Origin of the sequence: Phaeobacter sp. HF9A, assembly GCF_011806385.1 — a bacterium.
In the GTDB taxonomy this organism is placed as follows: domain Bacteria; phylum Pseudomonadota; class Alphaproteobacteria; order Rhodobacterales; family Rhodobacteraceae; genus Epibacterium.
Genome location: NZ_JAATOX010000111.1, coordinates 1 through 13,288 on the forward strand (window position 1 = coordinate 1; position 13,288 = coordinate 13,288).

Annotated in this window: 16 protein-coding genes and 1 tRNA gene; 13 read left to right on the plus strand and 4 right to left on the minus strand. The window is 61.4% G+C overall.

All coding sequences use genetic code 11. The features are described from left to right. Positions 1 to 66 precede the first annotated feature (66 nt). Complete coding sequence (locus HCZ87_RS16290; protein WP_167645387.1) at positions 67 to 729, minus strand: ABC transporter ATP-binding protein; 663 nt, start codon at positions 727 to 729, stop codon at positions 67 to 69. 137 nt (positions 730 to 866) lie between these two features. Between HCZ87_RS16290 and HCZ87_RS16295 the strand changes: the two genes are divergently transcribed. From HCZ87_RS16295 to HCZ87_RS16305, 3 genes are all read left to right on the plus strand, one after another. Then, complete coding sequence (locus tag HCZ87_RS16295) at positions 867 to 1,313, plus strand: potassium channel family protein (RefSeq protein WP_167645389.1); 447 nt, start codon at positions 867 to 869, stop codon at positions 1,311 to 1,313. Between the two features lie 31 nt (positions 1,314 to 1,344). Beyond that, positions 1,345 to 2,220 (plus strand): YihY/virulence factor BrkB family protein, encoded by an 876-nt coding sequence (locus HCZ87_RS16300; RefSeq protein ID WP_167645391.1) that lies wholly within the window; start codon positions 1,345 to 1,347, stop codon positions 2,218 to 2,220. Positions 2,221 to 2,330: 110 nt separating this feature from the next. Beyond that, positions 2,331 to 2,522 carry a hypothetical protein gene (locus tag HCZ87_RS16305; RefSeq protein ID WP_167645393.1) on the plus strand — a complete coding sequence of 64 codons (192 nt, stop codon included), beginning with the start codon at positions 2,331 to 2,333 and terminating at the stop codon, positions 2,520 to 2,522. Positions 2,523 to 2,524: 2 nt separating this feature from the next. On the opposite strand, the gene HCZ87_RS16310 is transcribed toward HCZ87_RS16305, so the two are convergent. Both HCZ87_RS16310 and HCZ87_RS16315 read right to left on the minus strand, forming a co-directional pair. After that, on the minus strand, positions 2,525 to 3,241 hold the full coding sequence (locus tag HCZ87_RS16310; protein WP_167645418.1) for an RlmE family RNA methyltransferase: 717 nt from the start codon (positions 3,239 to 3,241) through the stop codon (positions 2,525 to 2,527). 79 nt (positions 3,242 to 3,320) lie between these two features. Beyond that, positions 3,321 to 4,433, minus strand: a complete 1,113-nt coding sequence (locus HCZ87_RS16315; protein ID WP_167645395.1) for a Ppx/GppA phosphatase family protein — start codon at positions 4,431 to 4,433, stop codon at positions 3,321 to 3,323. A 299-nt stretch (positions 4,434 to 4,732) separates the two neighbouring features. On the opposite strand from HCZ87_RS16315, the gene HCZ87_RS16320 reads away from it, so the two are divergent. Genes HCZ87_RS16320 through HCZ87_RS16330 form a run of 3 tightly spaced genes read left to right on the plus strand, consistent with a single transcriptional unit; the run spans position 4,733 to position 7,056 of the window. Further along, a complete protein-coding gene (locus HCZ87_RS16320) occupies positions 4,733 to 5,029 on the plus strand; it encodes a virulence factor (protein ID WP_167645397.1) in 297 nt (98 codons plus the stop codon). A 29-nt stretch (positions 5,030 to 5,058) separates the two neighbouring features. Beyond that, the gene (locus HCZ87_RS16325; RefSeq protein ID WP_167645399.1) at positions 5,059 to 5,991 is read left to right on the plus strand and encodes a methylenetetrahydrofolate reductase; all 933 of its coding nucleotides are present in this window, start codon (positions 5,059 to 5,061) and stop codon (positions 5,989 to 5,991) included. 3 nt (positions 5,992 to 5,994) lie between these two features. Continuing rightward, the gene (locus HCZ87_RS16330) at positions 5,995 to 7,056 is read left to right on the plus strand and encodes a methyltetrahydrofolate cobalamin methyltransferase (protein ID WP_167645401.1); all 1,062 of its coding nucleotides are present in this window, start codon (positions 5,995 to 5,997) and stop codon (positions 7,054 to 7,056) included. Positions 7,057 to 7,232: 176 nt separating this feature from the next. Here the strand turns inward: HCZ87_RS16330 and HCZ87_RS16335 are convergent. Beyond that, a tRNA-Ser gene (locus tag HCZ87_RS16335) sits at positions 7,233 to 7,322 on the minus strand. Positions 7,323 to 7,460: 138 nt separating this feature from the next. Here HCZ87_RS16335 and HCZ87_RS16340 point away from each other — a divergent pair. The 7 genes from HCZ87_RS16340 to HCZ87_RS16370 form a co-directional block, all read left to right on the plus strand. Then, the gene (locus HCZ87_RS16340; RefSeq protein WP_167645404.1) at positions 7,461 to 8,324 is read left to right on the plus strand and encodes a DUF2059 domain-containing protein; all 864 of its coding nucleotides are present in this window, start codon (positions 7,461 to 7,463) and stop codon (positions 8,322 to 8,324) included. Between the two features lie 256 nt (positions 8,325 to 8,580). Next, entirely contained in the window at positions 8,581 to 9,141 is a 561-nt protein-coding gene (gene rplU / locus HCZ87_RS16345; protein ID WP_167645406.1) for a 50S ribosomal protein L21, read from the plus strand. A 12-nt stretch (positions 9,142 to 9,153) separates the two neighbouring features. Continuing rightward, the gene (gene rpmA / locus HCZ87_RS16350; RefSeq protein WP_167645408.1) at positions 9,154 to 9,423 is read left to right on the plus strand and encodes a 50S ribosomal protein L27; all 270 of its coding nucleotides are present in this window, start codon (positions 9,154 to 9,156) and stop codon (positions 9,421 to 9,423) included. Positions 9,424 to 9,630: 207 nt separating this feature from the next. Further along, positions 9,631 to 10,167, plus strand: coding sequence for a GNAT family N-acetyltransferase (locus tag HCZ87_RS16355; protein WP_167645410.1), 537 nt, complete (start codon positions 9,631 to 9,633; stop codon positions 10,165 to 10,167). 145 nt (positions 10,168 to 10,312) lie between these two features. Further along, positions 10,313 to 11,359: a GTPase ObgE gene (obgE, locus tag HCZ87_RS16360; RefSeq protein WP_167645412.1), complete on the plus strand. Its 1,047-nt coding sequence runs from the start codon at positions 10,313 to 10,315 to the stop codon at positions 11,357 to 11,359. Continuing rightward, entirely contained in the window at positions 11,347 to 12,453 is a 1,107-nt protein-coding gene (gene proB, locus HCZ87_RS16365) for a glutamate 5-kinase (protein ID WP_167645414.1), read from the plus strand. Before obgE ends, proB begins: the two co-directional genes overlap by 13 nt. Positions 12,454 to 12,530: 77 nt before the next feature. After that, a partial coding sequence (locus HCZ87_RS16370) for a glutamate-5-semialdehyde dehydrogenase (protein WP_167645416.1) occupies positions 12,531 to 13,288 on the plus strand: 758 nt, incomplete at its 3' end.

Sequence of the window (13,288 nt, forward strand, 5' to 3'; positions counted from 1 at the left end):
TGATCAGCAACAGCAATTGCAGCGGTGCGCGCCGCCAATGCCGCAGCAGGGTGGCGAGCACGAGGCTCATGCCGGGACCGCTCGTACCTGACCGCCGCTGAGATGCAAATGCCGGTCGCACCGGGCTGCCACATCCGGCGAATGGGTGACCAGAAACAAGGCGCTTCCCGTCTCGCGCACCAGATCGAGCATCAGCCGCAGAACCTCGGCGCTGGCGGTTTCATCGAGATTGCCGGTGGGCTCATCCGCGAGCAGCAGATCAGGTCGCAGCGCAAGCGCCCGGGCAATCGCGACCCGTTGTTGCTGACCGCCGGAAATCTCCTCCGGGTAGCGCTGCAATAGGGGGCCAAGACCCAGCCGCGCGGTCAGCTCCTTTGTCCAGGCGGGATCAAACCGCTTCCCGAGCCGCGCATGCAACGCGATATTCTCCTCGACCGTCAGCGCGGGCACCAGGTTGAACTGCTGAAACACCAGCGCCACACGGCTGCGCCGCAGCGCACAGGCCGCCGCATCGCTCAGGCGGCTGATGTCCGCACCGTCCAGCAGCACACGACCGGCGGCCGGCTGGTCCAGCGCCGCCAGCACATGCAGCAAAGTGCTCTTGCCGGATCCGCTGTCGCCGGTGAGGGCGGCGCTTTCCCCCCGCGCCAGCGAGAACGCCGCATTGTGCAACACATCCCGCGACTGGCCGGGGTGGCGATGGGTCAGGCCTTCGACCGTGAGTAGCACCAGAACGCCCCTTTCTATTGCCGAGATTGGCCAGGAGGTGTTGCATGGTTGTAATGCCCGTGTTGCATGTTCAAGCCCTGATTTCTAAGCTGCGACAAAACTCCTCAGTGCAGAGTTGCGCAACAAAGGCCCCACCGATGACCTTGATACAACAAATCTTTTGGGGCGGCCTTTTTCTGGGGCTCTGCCTGGTGCTGGAAACCGCATTGCTGCTGTGGTGCGCCGATGCGCTGCGGCGCCATCATATCCGGTTTTCCCATCACAGCCGCCTGATGCGGCAGTTGGGCATGTTGTTGATCGCGATCGGCTTTGTCGTCGCGGCCCATACCGCGCATGTCTGGATCTGGTCGGCGGCGCTGGTGCTGAAGGGCGGCATATTCGACAGCTGGAACCCGGCCGTCTATTTTTCCGTCGCCACCTATACAACACTTGGCTATGGCGACATTGTGCTGGACAGCGGGCACCGGATCTTTGCCTCCTTTGCCGCGATGACGGGGATGCTGTCATTCGGGATCAGCACCGCGTTTCTGGTGGGCATGATGCGGCCGGTGTTTTTTAGCCGCCCCGTCTTTCCGCAAGACTAACCCACAGCCCCGCGCAGATCAGGAGAGCGAATTGACAGCGACCAACAAGATCCTTGCGGCCCTGAAGGTGTTTTACCGGGGGTTGCGGCGGTTCAACCGCAAGAACGCCTGGGTGCTGAGCAGCCATATCGCCATGTCGATGATGATGGCGCTGTTTCCCTTTGTGTTGTTTACCGTGGCCCTGAGCGGGGCGATCGCGAGCCTGATGTCCCATAGCATCGTGGTCGAGGATGTGGTGGATCTGGTGTTCGGCAGCTGGCCGCCGTCGGTCGCCGCGCCCATCACCCGAGAGGTCTATGCCGTGTTGCAAAGCTCCGGCACCGGGCTGATGACATTGGGCGGCGTGCTGGCGCTTTATTTTGCCTCCAATGGCGTGGATGCGATCCGCATCGCCATGCTGCATGCCTATGGGCAGGAGGAGACGCGCCCGTTCTGGAAACATCGGCTTATCTCGCTGGCGCTGGTTATTCTTGGCGGGGCAGGTTTGTTGCTCGCGGCGGTGTTTGAGCTGTTCCTGCCGCTCGGCGCGCGGTTTCTGGCGCGGTTTTTCCCCGATCTGAAACTCTTGAGCGGCTGGGAAAACGGGGCAAGCGGGCTGAGCGTGCTTGTCATCCCGATCGCGGCGGTCTTTCTCTATCATATCGTGCTCTTGCCCCGTCGCGCGCCCCTTGCCCGGATTATCCCCGGCGTCGTGGTCACTTTGCTCTTGTGGTGGGGCGCGGGCGCTGGCTTTGCCTATTACGTGTCGAGTTTTGCCAGTTATTCCGCCACCTATGCGGGCCTGGCCGGGGCGATGGCGGCGCTGATTTTCCTCTACCTTAATGCCGCGATTCTGATCCTCGGCGCAGAGATCAACGGAGTTCTGCAATCGGATCTATTGGCGGCCGCTGCTAAGGATCAGCCCTGAGTTTTCCACGAATTGTTCCGACAAGACCTGAAATCGCCGCATTTCCGACCCGGCGCCCTCCGCCGTGACCTCTCATATATCATTGACGAGATCTGTGAGGGGCTGCCGCCATGACATCGAACACAACCGCCGAGGCAAGGAAGCGCATGCTGCAAATGTCGCGCCTGCTGTTGTCCGAAAAAATGGGGGCTCCGTCAAAGCCCACCGGAGCGAAGCGCAAGGAAAGCGACTCGCTCAAGCAACTGCGGGATCATGCGGTGGCGTCGCTGCGAAAACCTGGCGCGCGCAGCTCCTTACGTTAGCTTCAGCCCCGAAACCCAGTTGCGACAACGAATTTTTCGGAACTATCCGCGCGAGAAGAGGGCGGTTTCACATTGGCGACGGATTTGAATTTCTGCTTCAACAGCTTTTGCAGATCGCCCTCGGCACCACCGGCAAGAACCTTGGCAACAAAGGTGCCGCCTTCTTCCAGCACATCAAAGGCGAAATAGGCGGCGGTTTCACAAAGCGACATGATGCGCAGGTGGTCGGTCTGTTTGTGACCGGAGCTGGCCGCCGCCATATCCGACATCACCACATCCGCATTGCCGCCCAGCCATTCCTTGACCTGATCGTCAGCGCCTTCGTCCATAAAATCGAGCACGTGGAATTCGGCGCCTGCGAGCGGCTCGACCTCTTGCAGGTCGACACCGATGATGCGGCCGATCGCCTTGCCGGATTTCTCACCCAGCGCATTGATGCGCGGCACCGCCACCTGGGCCCAGCCACCCGGCGCGCAGCCCAGATCCACAACCCGTGCTCCGGGCACGAGGAAGCGATATTTATCGTCCAGTTCCATGATCTTGAACGCCGCGCGGCCACGATAGCCCTCGGCCTGCGCCCGTTTCACATAGGGATCGTTCAATTGCCGTTGCAGCCAGCGCGTCGAGCTGAGCTTGCGCCCGCGCGCGGTCTTGACCTTGACGGTGAGATCCCGCTGCCCGCGGCCGGAGGTGTTTTTTCCTGTCGGAGACTTCGCCATCATCAATCCTCTTTACGCTGGATGCCCGGATGGGCAACTGCGGCGCTATACCTGATCTGTCGCCGCGCAGGAAGGGGGCTCAGAACGGCCCGTCTTCGAGAACACCATCGGCGCTCATCTGCGCATAGAGCAAACCTTCGCGCAGGCCCCGGTCGGCAACGGACAAACGATCCGTTGGCCAACAGCGCAACAGCGCCTGCAAGATCGCGGCCCCGGACATGATCAGCGCCTGACGGTCTTCGCCGATCCGCGGATCCCGGCGGCGGCCCTGGGGGCCAAGTTCGAGATAGCTGCGGATCACCTTGTCGATCTGATCCGAGGTCATGCGCAGCCCATCGACCTTGGTGCGGTCATAGCGTTTCAGCCCCAGATGCGAGGCAGCAACCGTGGTCACCGTGCCGGAGGTGCCGACGATCTGAAACCCCTCGCGCGCCTGCACATCCTTATAGGGCGCAAAATCCGCAAGGTTTTCCTCGAAAAACCAGCTCATCAGTGCAAAGCGGGCCGCGTCATCCTCGACGTCGTTGAACTGATCACGCAGCGTCGCCACTCCGAGCGGCACCGAGATCCAATCCACCACTTTGGCGGCGGGGAAGGGGCTGTCGACGGTGTGGAACCCGGCATGCAAGCGCATGATCGCCGCCGGACGGTCCCGGCGCGGAATGGCCGAGAGGTCGATCCAGACCAGCTCGGTCGAGCCGCCACCGATATCAACCACCAAAAGCTGCTCGGTCTTGGTGGAGACCAGCGGCGCGCAGGAAATCACCGCCAGCCGCGCTTCTTCCTCGGGCTGGATGATTTCCATCACCATGCCGGTCTCACGCTTGACCTGGCGCATGAAGTCGCGACCGTTCTTGGCGCGCCGGCAGGCCTCTGTGGCGACCAGACGCACGCGTTTGACCTTGTTTTTGTTGATCTTTTGCTGACAGATCCGCAGCGCCTGAATGGTGCGCGCCATCGAGGACCGAGACAACCGTCCGGTCCGTTCCAAACCGGAGCCGAGCTGCACCGATTTGGAAAAACTGTCCACCACATGGAAGCCGCTGCCCTTGGGTTGGGCAATCAGCATCCGGCAGCTATTCGTGCCAAGATCCAGCGCCGCATAGAGCGCATCTGGGTCTGGCCGGGCCGGTACGGGCGTCTCGACCACTCTGGGAAACGCGCGTGCACCTTTTGAACGCCTGGGCGCCATGAATCACGCCCTCCGATTTTCGTGTTACCTTGACACTAGGCCCGGCTTTGGCGCGGCGCAAGGGAGTGGCTAAGCGCCAGACATGAAAAAGAGAAATAAACCCTCGGGGTCATGATCCGACCGCTCATGTTTTTGTTGAATATTATGAGGCCTGCCAAAGCTGTTCAGCCTGTCAGGGAATGCATAGGATGGTTTGCAAAAGGTCGCTCAATCCTTCTGTGTTGTCGAAATCCGACGCACCTCGGGTTCAGCGGCGAATTAGAAACGCGATACGACAGACGCATCTGGAAGGAACGGCAATGCCCGACGTGACCATCGTTTACTGGCGCGATATCCCGGCTCAGGTTATCGTGGGCAAGGGGCGCCGGGGCGCAAAACGGCAGCTCGAAGAACGGTTCGAACAGGCCATTGACCGCGCCGCCATGAAGGTGAACGCCAAGGATAGCGATGCCTATCTGGCGGAATGGCGCAAAGCCGCGCCTTTCACTGTGGAGGGGGAGCCCGGCGAGATCGCCGAGGCCGAGGCCACACGTCTGGAACAGGACTACGATCAGGATCGCCTGAAGGCCCTGATCGCGAACGATGGTTGGGCGTGAGCGCCTTGTCTTCATTTTGGGAGGCCGCAATGGCTTTGTTGAATTTCAAAAAACGTGCGTCCGCGACCGAGACCACGGTAAACCCGGAACTCGAAGCCTTCCTGAACGGCTACTCGATCGAGGTCATGCCGCGCACCGCGCAGAAGGTTGAGAGCTTTCAAGAGCTGCTGCCCGCTGGCACCCGCGTCTATATCGCCCATATCGAAGGCACGCCGATCGAGGATATGGTCGCCACTGCCAAACGCCTGAACGATGAGGGCTATCCGGTGATGCCGCACTTTCCGGCGCGGATCATCAAGGACGAGGCGACCCTGGCGGACTGGATCGCACGGTATCAGGGCGAGGCGGACGTTAAGCAGGCGCTCTTGCTGGCTGGCGGCGTGGCGCAGCCGCATGGCGACTATCACAGCTCGATGCAGCTTTTGGAATCCGGTCTCTTTGACAAGGCGGGTTTCACCAATCTGCATGTCGCTGGCCACCCCGAGGGCAACAAGGATATCGACCCGGACGGCTCGATGAAGAACGTCACAGAAGCCGTTCTTTGGAAACAGAAATTCGCCGAACGCACCGACGCGAAGATGGCGCTGGCCACCCAGTTCGCCTTTGAGGCGAAACCGATCATCGCCTGGGCCAACGGTCTGAAAGAGGCCGGCGTCGATCTGCCGATCCATATCGGCATTGCCGGCCCCGCGAAATTGCAGACCCTGATCAAATTCGCGATCGCATGTGGTGTGGGCCCGTCGCTCAAGGTGCTGCAAAAACGCGCCATGGATGTGACCAAGCTGATGCTGCCCTATGAGCCGACCGAAGTGCTGACCGAACTGGCGGCCCATAAGGCGGCCAACCCGGATTTCAACATCACCCATGTGCACTTCTTCCCCTTGGGCGGCATCAAGACCAATGCCACCTGGGCCATCAACAACGGCGGCGCCTCCGCGCAGCCGGTCAAAACGCAAGGATAAACAATGACCCGTACTGTTGTAGAATCTAAGTCAAAAACCGCAGTTATGGGCTTTGACCAGCCGTTCTGCGTGATCGGTGAGCGGATCAACCCCACCGGGCGCAAGAAGCTGGCCGCCGAGCTGGAAGCGGGCGACTTTTCGACCGTGGAGAAAGACGCGCTGGCGCAGGTGTTTGCCGGGGCCAATATCCTCGATATCAACGCCGGTGTTGTGTACAACTCCAACCCCAACCCGAACGAGACCGAGCCGCCGCTGATGACCAAGATCGTCGAGCTGGTGCAGGGGCTGACCGATACGCCGCTCTGTATCGACTCCTCGGTGCCTGCTGCGCTTGAGGCCGGTCTGAAAGCTGCCGAAGGTCGTCCGCTGCTGAACTCCGTGACCGGCGAAGAAGAGCGTCTGGAGCACGTGCTGCCGCTGGTGAAGAAATACAATGTGCCGGTTGTGGCGATCTCCAACGATGACACCGGCATCTCCGAGGACCCCGAGGTGCGCTTTGCCGTGGCCAAGAAGATCGTCGAGCGCGCCGCCGATTTCGGTATTCCCGCGCATGACATCGTGGTCGACCCGCTGGTGATGCCGATCGGCGCCATGGCGACCGCCGGTCAGCAGGTCTTTACCCTCGTGCGCCGCCTGCGCGAAGAGCTGGGCGTCAACACCACCTGCGGTGCCTCCAACATCTCCTTTGGCCTGCCGAACCGTCACGGGATCAACAACGCCTTCCTGCCGATGGCGATGGGCGCGGGCATGACCTCCGCCATCATGAACCCGGTGGCATTGCCGGTGACCCAAAAGGCGATCGCCGAGAAAAAAGAGATGGTGCTCGCCGCTGGCATCATCCTGCCCGAAGACATCGACGACGAGACCTTCGTGACCCTGTTTGGTCTTGGCTCCACCAAGCCGCGTGCTGGTAAGGAAATGGAGGCCATCCGCGCCGCCAACTTCCTGACCAACAACGACCCGCACGGTGGCGATTGGATCAAGTTCAACAAGGCACCGCTGAAAGAAGGCGAAGAGGCCCGTGGCCGTGGCGGTCGCGCCGGCAGCCGCCGCCGCCGCGCCTGATCCGCGCAACGATATCAACGAAAAAGCCGAGCATCACGCTCGGCTTTTTTTCTTCTGAACCAATGGGATAAGAGCTAAAGCTAAGGTCGCAAGGACACCACGGCGCACAGAGGTCAAGCAAGGCCGCAACAGCGACCCTGACCGTGCACATCGTGGTGTGTTCATCAGGGGGATAATGGCGGAGAGACAGGGATTCGAACCCTGGGTGCCCGTGAAGGCACAACGGTTTTCGAGACCGCCCCGTTCGACCACTCCGGCACCTCTCCGCGGGGGGTGTGAGCGCGTTTAAAGATGAATTTCGGCAGGCGCAAGGGGCGAATTCACAGATAGTTCAAGAAAGTCGGTTTTTCATTTGCGGATCACTTGCGACCCCCTACATTAGCCTCATGAAAAGATCCCACATTATGCCCCAAAGCTCCCGTCTGCGCCTCGTAGCTGCTCTCTTTCATGGCGTAGGCGCGCTGCTCCTCGCTTTTGCCTGCCTGCTCGTGTCCCTGCCGGCGCAGGCCGCGGATCGCGATCAGATCAAGGCGTTTCTTGAAGTGACAGGTTTTGATGTCGCGCTTGACAGTATCGCGCAATCGGCGACGGACGCGCCAAAGATGCTGGGCGCCGAGGCCGGGGACTTTGGTCTGGAATGGGAACAGTTGACCGAGGAGGTCTTTGACACCGCCGTGATGCAGGAGATGGCGCTGGATATTCTGGAGCAAACCCTCTCCACCGACGCGCTGTTTCATGCGGCGGAGTTCTATGCCTCGGATCTGGGGCAGCGGCTGGTACAGGCAGAGAACGCGATGCATTCCGATCTGGACAGCACAGCGGCGCGCGAGGAGGGAGAGCGGCTGGTGGCCGAACTGGTCGCGCAGGATAATCCGCGCATTGCGCTCTATCAGGACATGAACTCCGCCATTGGCGGCACCGATACGGCGATCCGGGCGGTGCAGGAAATTCAGTTCCGCTTCCTGATGGCGGCCTCTGCCGCAGGTGTGATCGAGATGCAGATCGACGCGGAGGCACTTCGCGCGCTGATGAAGGCCCAGGAAGGCGACATGCGGCGCAGCATGGAAGCGTCCAACCTGACCAATTCCGCCTATACCTATCGCGACTTTTCGGTGCAGGAGGTGGAAACCTACGTGGACGCGCTGAAACAGCCGCTGATGCAGGAGGTCTATGAACTCCTGAACGCTGTCCAGTATGAAATCCAGGCCAACCGGTTTGAGGAACTGGCGCATCGGATGCGGGGGCTGCAACCGGTTCAGGACCTGTGACAGGGGCAGGGGCAGGGGCAGGGACGCCAGATCGGCGCCAATCATATGTGGTTTTTCCGGGGCCCGCGAAAACGGCTTGACTTCTACAGCGAACAGAGACAAAAGCCCGCATCCCGGCCCGGACTCTCCGCGCCGGGGTTTATTGTCATACCGCCCCGCGTGATGGGGCGCGCTGTTCGAGGTGAGAGGGCAAGACCCTGTCGCAAACGCCCCGCAAGGGGGACCGAAGGACGCGGTTAGAAAAGGAAAGACTGAAATGTTCGCAGTCCTCAAGACTGGCGGCAAGCAGTATAAAGTACAGGCGGGCGATGTGCTCCGCGTGGAAAAACTGGCTGCTGACGCTGGCGAAACCATTCAATTCGACAATGTTCTGATGATCGGTGGCGATGCTCCGGTTATTGGTGCGCCGCTTGTTGATGGCGCTGCCGTCAAAGCCGAAGTGATCGACCAGATCAAAGGTGACAAGGTCATCAACTTCGTCAAGCGTCGTCGTAAGCACTCCTCCAAGCGGACTGTCGGTCACCGTCAGAAGCTGACCCTGGTTCGGATCACCGAGATCCTGGCCTCCGGCGCAACCAAATCCGCACCTGCTGCAAAAGCAAAAGCCGCTCCGGCTGCTGCACCTGCGGCATCCGGTTCCGACGACCTGTCGCAGATCACCGGTGTTGGTCCTGCCGCAGTCAAAAAGCTGGAAGCAGCTGGCCTGACCACCTTCGCGCAGATCGCAGCCTTGTCTGAAGACGACATTGCTGGTATCGACGCCATCAAGATCAAACCCGAATGGGTTGAGCAGGCCAAAGAGCTGGCTCAAGGCTAAGGAGAGACAAGAATGGCACATAAAAAAGCTGGCGGTTCGTCCCGTAACGGTCGCGACTCCGCAGGTCGCCGTCTTGGCGTGAAACTCTATGGTGGTCAGTCTGCAATCGCGGGCAACATCATCGTGCGTCAACGCGGCACCAAATTCTGGGCCGGTCAAGGCGTCGGCATGGGCAAAGATCACACCCTCTTTGCAACTGTTGACGGTCACGTGACCTTCCAGAAAGGCCTCAAGGGCCGCACCTTTATTTCGGTCCTGCCGGCGGCGGAGGCCGCTGAGTAAACCGAACCTAAAAGGTAATAAAATCTTCAGGGGGATCGGTTATACGACCGGTCCCTCTTTTTGTTGTTACGGACCAAACCGGGAATGCGAAACGGCGCAAGGTTCCGCCTTGTTTCCCGCCCTGGTGTTTCCCATCTCTTCGGCAAGGGGATGGAGGATCAAATCCCTGTTATTGCCGAGGTAGAGTATTTGAGGAGGAGCGAGCACATGGGGTTGGATCAATTGAATCAACAGACCATCGTCGAAACGGATCGCTTTGTTCTACGGCCCCTGCGGCCGTCGGATGCGGGGCTTATTCAACATTACGCCAGCGACGAGCGGGTCGCGCGCATGACCTCGATCATCCCGCACCCCTATCCACCCGGTGCCGCCGAAGCCTATGTCAAGCGGGCCATGGCGGCCGAGCAGGGCGAAATCATCTGGGCCATGGATGGCACCAAGGACGACAGCCCCGAGCTGATGGGGCTGATTTCGCTCAAGACAATGGATCGCAACCAATCCGAGGTTGGCTATTGGGTGGCGCCGCCGTTCTGGAACACTGGCCTGGCCTCCATGGCGGTGAGCCTGATGGTCGAAGCGAACCCCCTGGGCGATGCCACCATGTTCGCCGCCGTCTTTCAGGACAACCCGGCCTCGGCCCGGGTGCTGGCCCATTGCGGTTTTGAGTATCTTGGCGATGCCGAGAGTTTCTCGGTGGCGCGGGATGCAACCGTGCCAACCTGGACCTATAGCCGCAAGCTGTAACGCGCGACAGCTGGCAGGAACGATGCGGGCGCGCCTTGGGCCGCCCGCGTTTTGCGTTCAGGCGATGCGCGCGTAAAGTGAACACAGGGTTGAGCCATCCCCTGAAGTCTTGTATGGCACAAAAGCTCTAACACAGAGGCCCATCATGAAATTCCTTGATCTGGCAAAGGTCTATATTCGCTCCGGCGCCGGCGGGAACGGTTGCGTCAGTTTCCGGCGCGAAAAATACATCGAATACGGCGGTCCCGATGGCGGCGACGGCGGCAAAGGCGGCTCGGTCTGGGTGGAAGTGGTCGAAGGGCTCAACACCCTGATCGACTTCCGCTATCAGCAGCACTTCTTTGCCCAAAACGGCCAGTCCGGCATGGGGCGGCAGCGCTCCGGCAAGGACGGCGAGGACATCGTGCTGCGGGTGCCCGTCGGCACTGAAATCCTTGACGAGGACGAAGAAACCGTTCTGGCTGACCTGACCGAAGTGGGCCAACGGGTGCTTCTGGCCAAGGGCGGCAACGGCGGCTTTGGCAACCTGCACTTCAAATCGGCGACCAACCAGGCGCCGCGCCGGGCCAATCCCGGGCAGGAATGCATCGAACGCACCATCTGGCTGCGGTTGAAGCTGATCGCCGACGCCGGGCTTTTGGGGCTGCCCAATGCGGGGAAATCGACCTTCCTGTCGGCCACCTCCAACGCGCGGCCCAAGATCGCCGATTATCCCTTTACCACGCTGCACCCGAACCTCGGGGTGGTGGGGATCGACAATACCGAATTTGTCATGGCGGATATTCCCGGCCTTATCGAAGGCGCGCATGAGGGCCGTGGCATCGGGGATCGCTTCCTCGGCCATGTGGAGCGTTGCGCGGTGCTGCTTCATCTGGTGGATGGCACATCGGAAACCGTCGCGCAGGATTATCGCACCATTATCAACGAGCTGGAGGCCTATGGCGGTGAACTGGCCGACAAGCCCCGGGTGACCGCGCTGAACAAGATCGACGCGCTGGATGACGAAGAGCGCGCCGAGACCCGCGCCGCGCTGGAGGCCGAGGTCGGTGCGCCCGTCATGATGATGTCCAGCGTCAGCCGCGAAGGTTTGGATCAGGTTCTGCGCGCCGTGCGCGCCCAGATCGACGATGACCGGCTGCGGATCAAGAAAGAAGAAAGCGCAGAGGCGGAGGACAGCGAGTGGCATCCCTGACCAGCGCCAAACGCATCGTTGTCAAGATCGGCTCGGCCCTGTTGGTTGACCGGGACAGCGGCGCATTGCGGCAGGACTGGTTGCTGACGCTGGCGTCGGATGTGGCCTGGCTGAAGGGGCAGGGCAAGGACGTGATCCTGGTATCCTCGGGCTCGATCGCGCTGGGGCGCGGGGTGCTGGGATTGCCCCGCACCGACCTGCCGCTGGAACAATCCCAGGCGGCGGCTTCGGTCGGTCAGATCCGACTGGCGCGCGCCTATGAAGAAGCGCTGGCGCCGCATGGGATCACAACCGGCCAGGTCTTGGTGACGCTGGAGGACAGCGAAAACCGCCGCCGCTATCTGAACTCCCGCGCGACTCTGGAAACCCTGCTGAGCCTCAATGTGGTGCCGATCGTCAACGAGAATGACACCATCGCCACCGACGAGATCCGCTATGGCGACAATGACCGGCTTGGTGCGCAGGTTGCGGTGACCGTGGGCGCGGATGCGCTGATCCTGCTTTCCGACGTGGATGGCTTCTACAGTGCCAATCCCGCGCTGGATCCGGATGCCAAACGCTTTGAGCGGATCGACCATATCACCCCCGAGATCGAGGCCATGGCGGGTGACGGCGTGTCCGGTCTCTCCAAGGGCGGCATGATCACCAAGCTGATGGCCGCCAAGATGGCGACCGCCGCAGGCTGCGCCATGGCGATCACCGAAGGGTCGGTCTTGTCGCCGCTGCGCGCGCTGGACTCTGGCGCGGCCTCGACCTGGTTCAGCGCCGATGGCGATCCGCATGGCGCGCGCAAGCGCTGGATCGCGGCGATGAAGACACGCGGTGTGCTCACCGTGGATGCGGGCGCCGCAGAGGCGCTCCTGAATGGAAACAGCTTGCTGCCCGCAGGGGTGCGTCACGTGGAGGGTGATTTTGGCCGCGGGGATCCGCTGGCCATCGTCAGCCCAGCGGGGCATAAACTCGGCCAGGGTCTCAGCCGCTATACCGGCGCCGAGGCGCGGGCCATTCAGGGCCATCGCTCCGACGAAATCGAAGCGATCCTCGGCTATTCTGGCCGCGCTGCCCTGATCCATCGGGATGACATGGCGCTTTGATGCTGCCATCCTTGATGATCTGAGATTTCTCTCTGCCGCCTGACGCGGCGGACTGCCCAGAACCAAAGGGTAAGACCATGAAAGATATTGATAATATTCCCGCGCTGATGGCGGACATCGGCAAACGTGCGAAACAGGCCGCGCAACAGCTGGCCATGGCCAGTGCCACCCAGAAAGAACAGGCGCTGATCGCGGCGGCAGAGGCCGTCTGGGCGCAGCGGGCAGAGATCATTGCCGCCAATGCCAAGGACCTCGATTTCGGCCGCGAAAAGGGCCTGAGTGCGGCGATGATGGACCGGCTGATGCTGGATGAGGCGCGCATTCAGGGCATTGTAGATGGGCTGCGCGCCGTGGCTGCACAGGATGATCCGGTCGGCGCGGTACTGGAAGAATGGACGCAACCCACGGGGCTGCGCATCCAACGGGTGCGCACGCCGCTTGGCGTGATCGGGGTGATCTATGAGAGCCGCCCCAATGTCACCGCCGACGCGGGCGCGCTCTGCCTCAAATCCGGCAATGCGGTGATCCTGCGCGGCGGCTCCGAGAGCCTGCATTCGGCGCAGGCGATCCATGCCTGTCTGGTAGAGGGTCTGCGCGCAGCGGGCCTGCCCAAGGACGCGGTGCAGCTGGTGCCCACCCGCGACCGCGCGGCCGTGCAGGAGCTGCTGAGCATGACCGACTATGTGGATGTCATCGTGCCCCGCGGCGGCAAGGGGCTGGTGGGGCTGGTCCAGCGCGAGGCCCGTGTGCCGGTGTTTGCCCATCTGGAAGGCATCGTGCATATCTACATCGACAAAGACGCCGACCCGCAAAAGGCGCTGGATGTGGTGGTCAA

What these genes read in the sequence shown, in the direction of transcription:
- HCZ87_RS16295 (WP_167645389.1), top strand. Translation starts at nt 867, where the DNA reads ATGACCTTGATACAACAAATCTTTTGGGGCGGCCTTTTTCTGGGGCTC.
- HCZ87_RS16305 (WP_167645393.1), top strand. Translation starts at nt 2,331, where the DNA reads ATGACATCGAACACAACCGCCGAGGCAAGGAAGCGCATGCTGCAAATG.
- HCZ87_RS16310 (WP_167645418.1), bottom strand. Translation starts at nt 3,241, where the DNA reads ATGGCGAAGTCTCCGACAGGAAAAAACACCTCCGGCCGCGGGCAGCGG.
- HCZ87_RS16315 (WP_167645395.1), bottom strand. Translation starts at nt 4,433, where the DNA reads ATGGCGCCCAGGCGTTCAAAAGGTGCACGCGCGTTTCCCAGAGTGGTC.
- HCZ87_RS16320 (WP_167645397.1), top strand. Translation starts at nt 4,733, where the DNA reads ATGCCCGACGTGACCATCGTTTACTGGCGCGATATCCCGGCTCAGGTT.
- HCZ87_RS16325 (WP_167645399.1), top strand. Translation starts at nt 5,059, where the DNA reads ATGGCTTTGTTGAATTTCAAAAAACGTGCGTCCGCGACCGAGACCACG.
- HCZ87_RS16330 (WP_167645401.1), top strand. Translation starts at nt 5,995, where the DNA reads ATGACCCGTACTGTTGTAGAATCTAAGTCAAAAACCGCAGTTATGGGC.
- HCZ87_RS16340 (WP_167645404.1), top strand. Translation starts at nt 7,461, where the DNA reads ATGCCCCAAAGCTCCCGTCTGCGCCTCGTAGCTGCTCTCTTTCATGGC.
- rplU (WP_167645406.1), top strand. Translation starts at nt 8,581, where the DNA reads ATGTTCGCAGTCCTCAAGACTGGCGGCAAGCAGTATAAAGTACAGGCG.
- rpmA (WP_167645408.1), top strand. Translation starts at nt 9,154, where the DNA reads ATGGCACATAAAAAAGCTGGCGGTTCGTCCCGTAACGGTCGCGACTCC.
- HCZ87_RS16355 (WP_167645410.1), top strand. Translation starts at nt 9,631, where the DNA reads ATGGGGTTGGATCAATTGAATCAACAGACCATCGTCGAAACGGATCGC.
- obgE (WP_167645412.1), top strand. Translation starts at nt 10,313, where the DNA reads ATGAAATTCCTTGATCTGGCAAAGGTCTATATTCGCTCCGGCGCCGGC.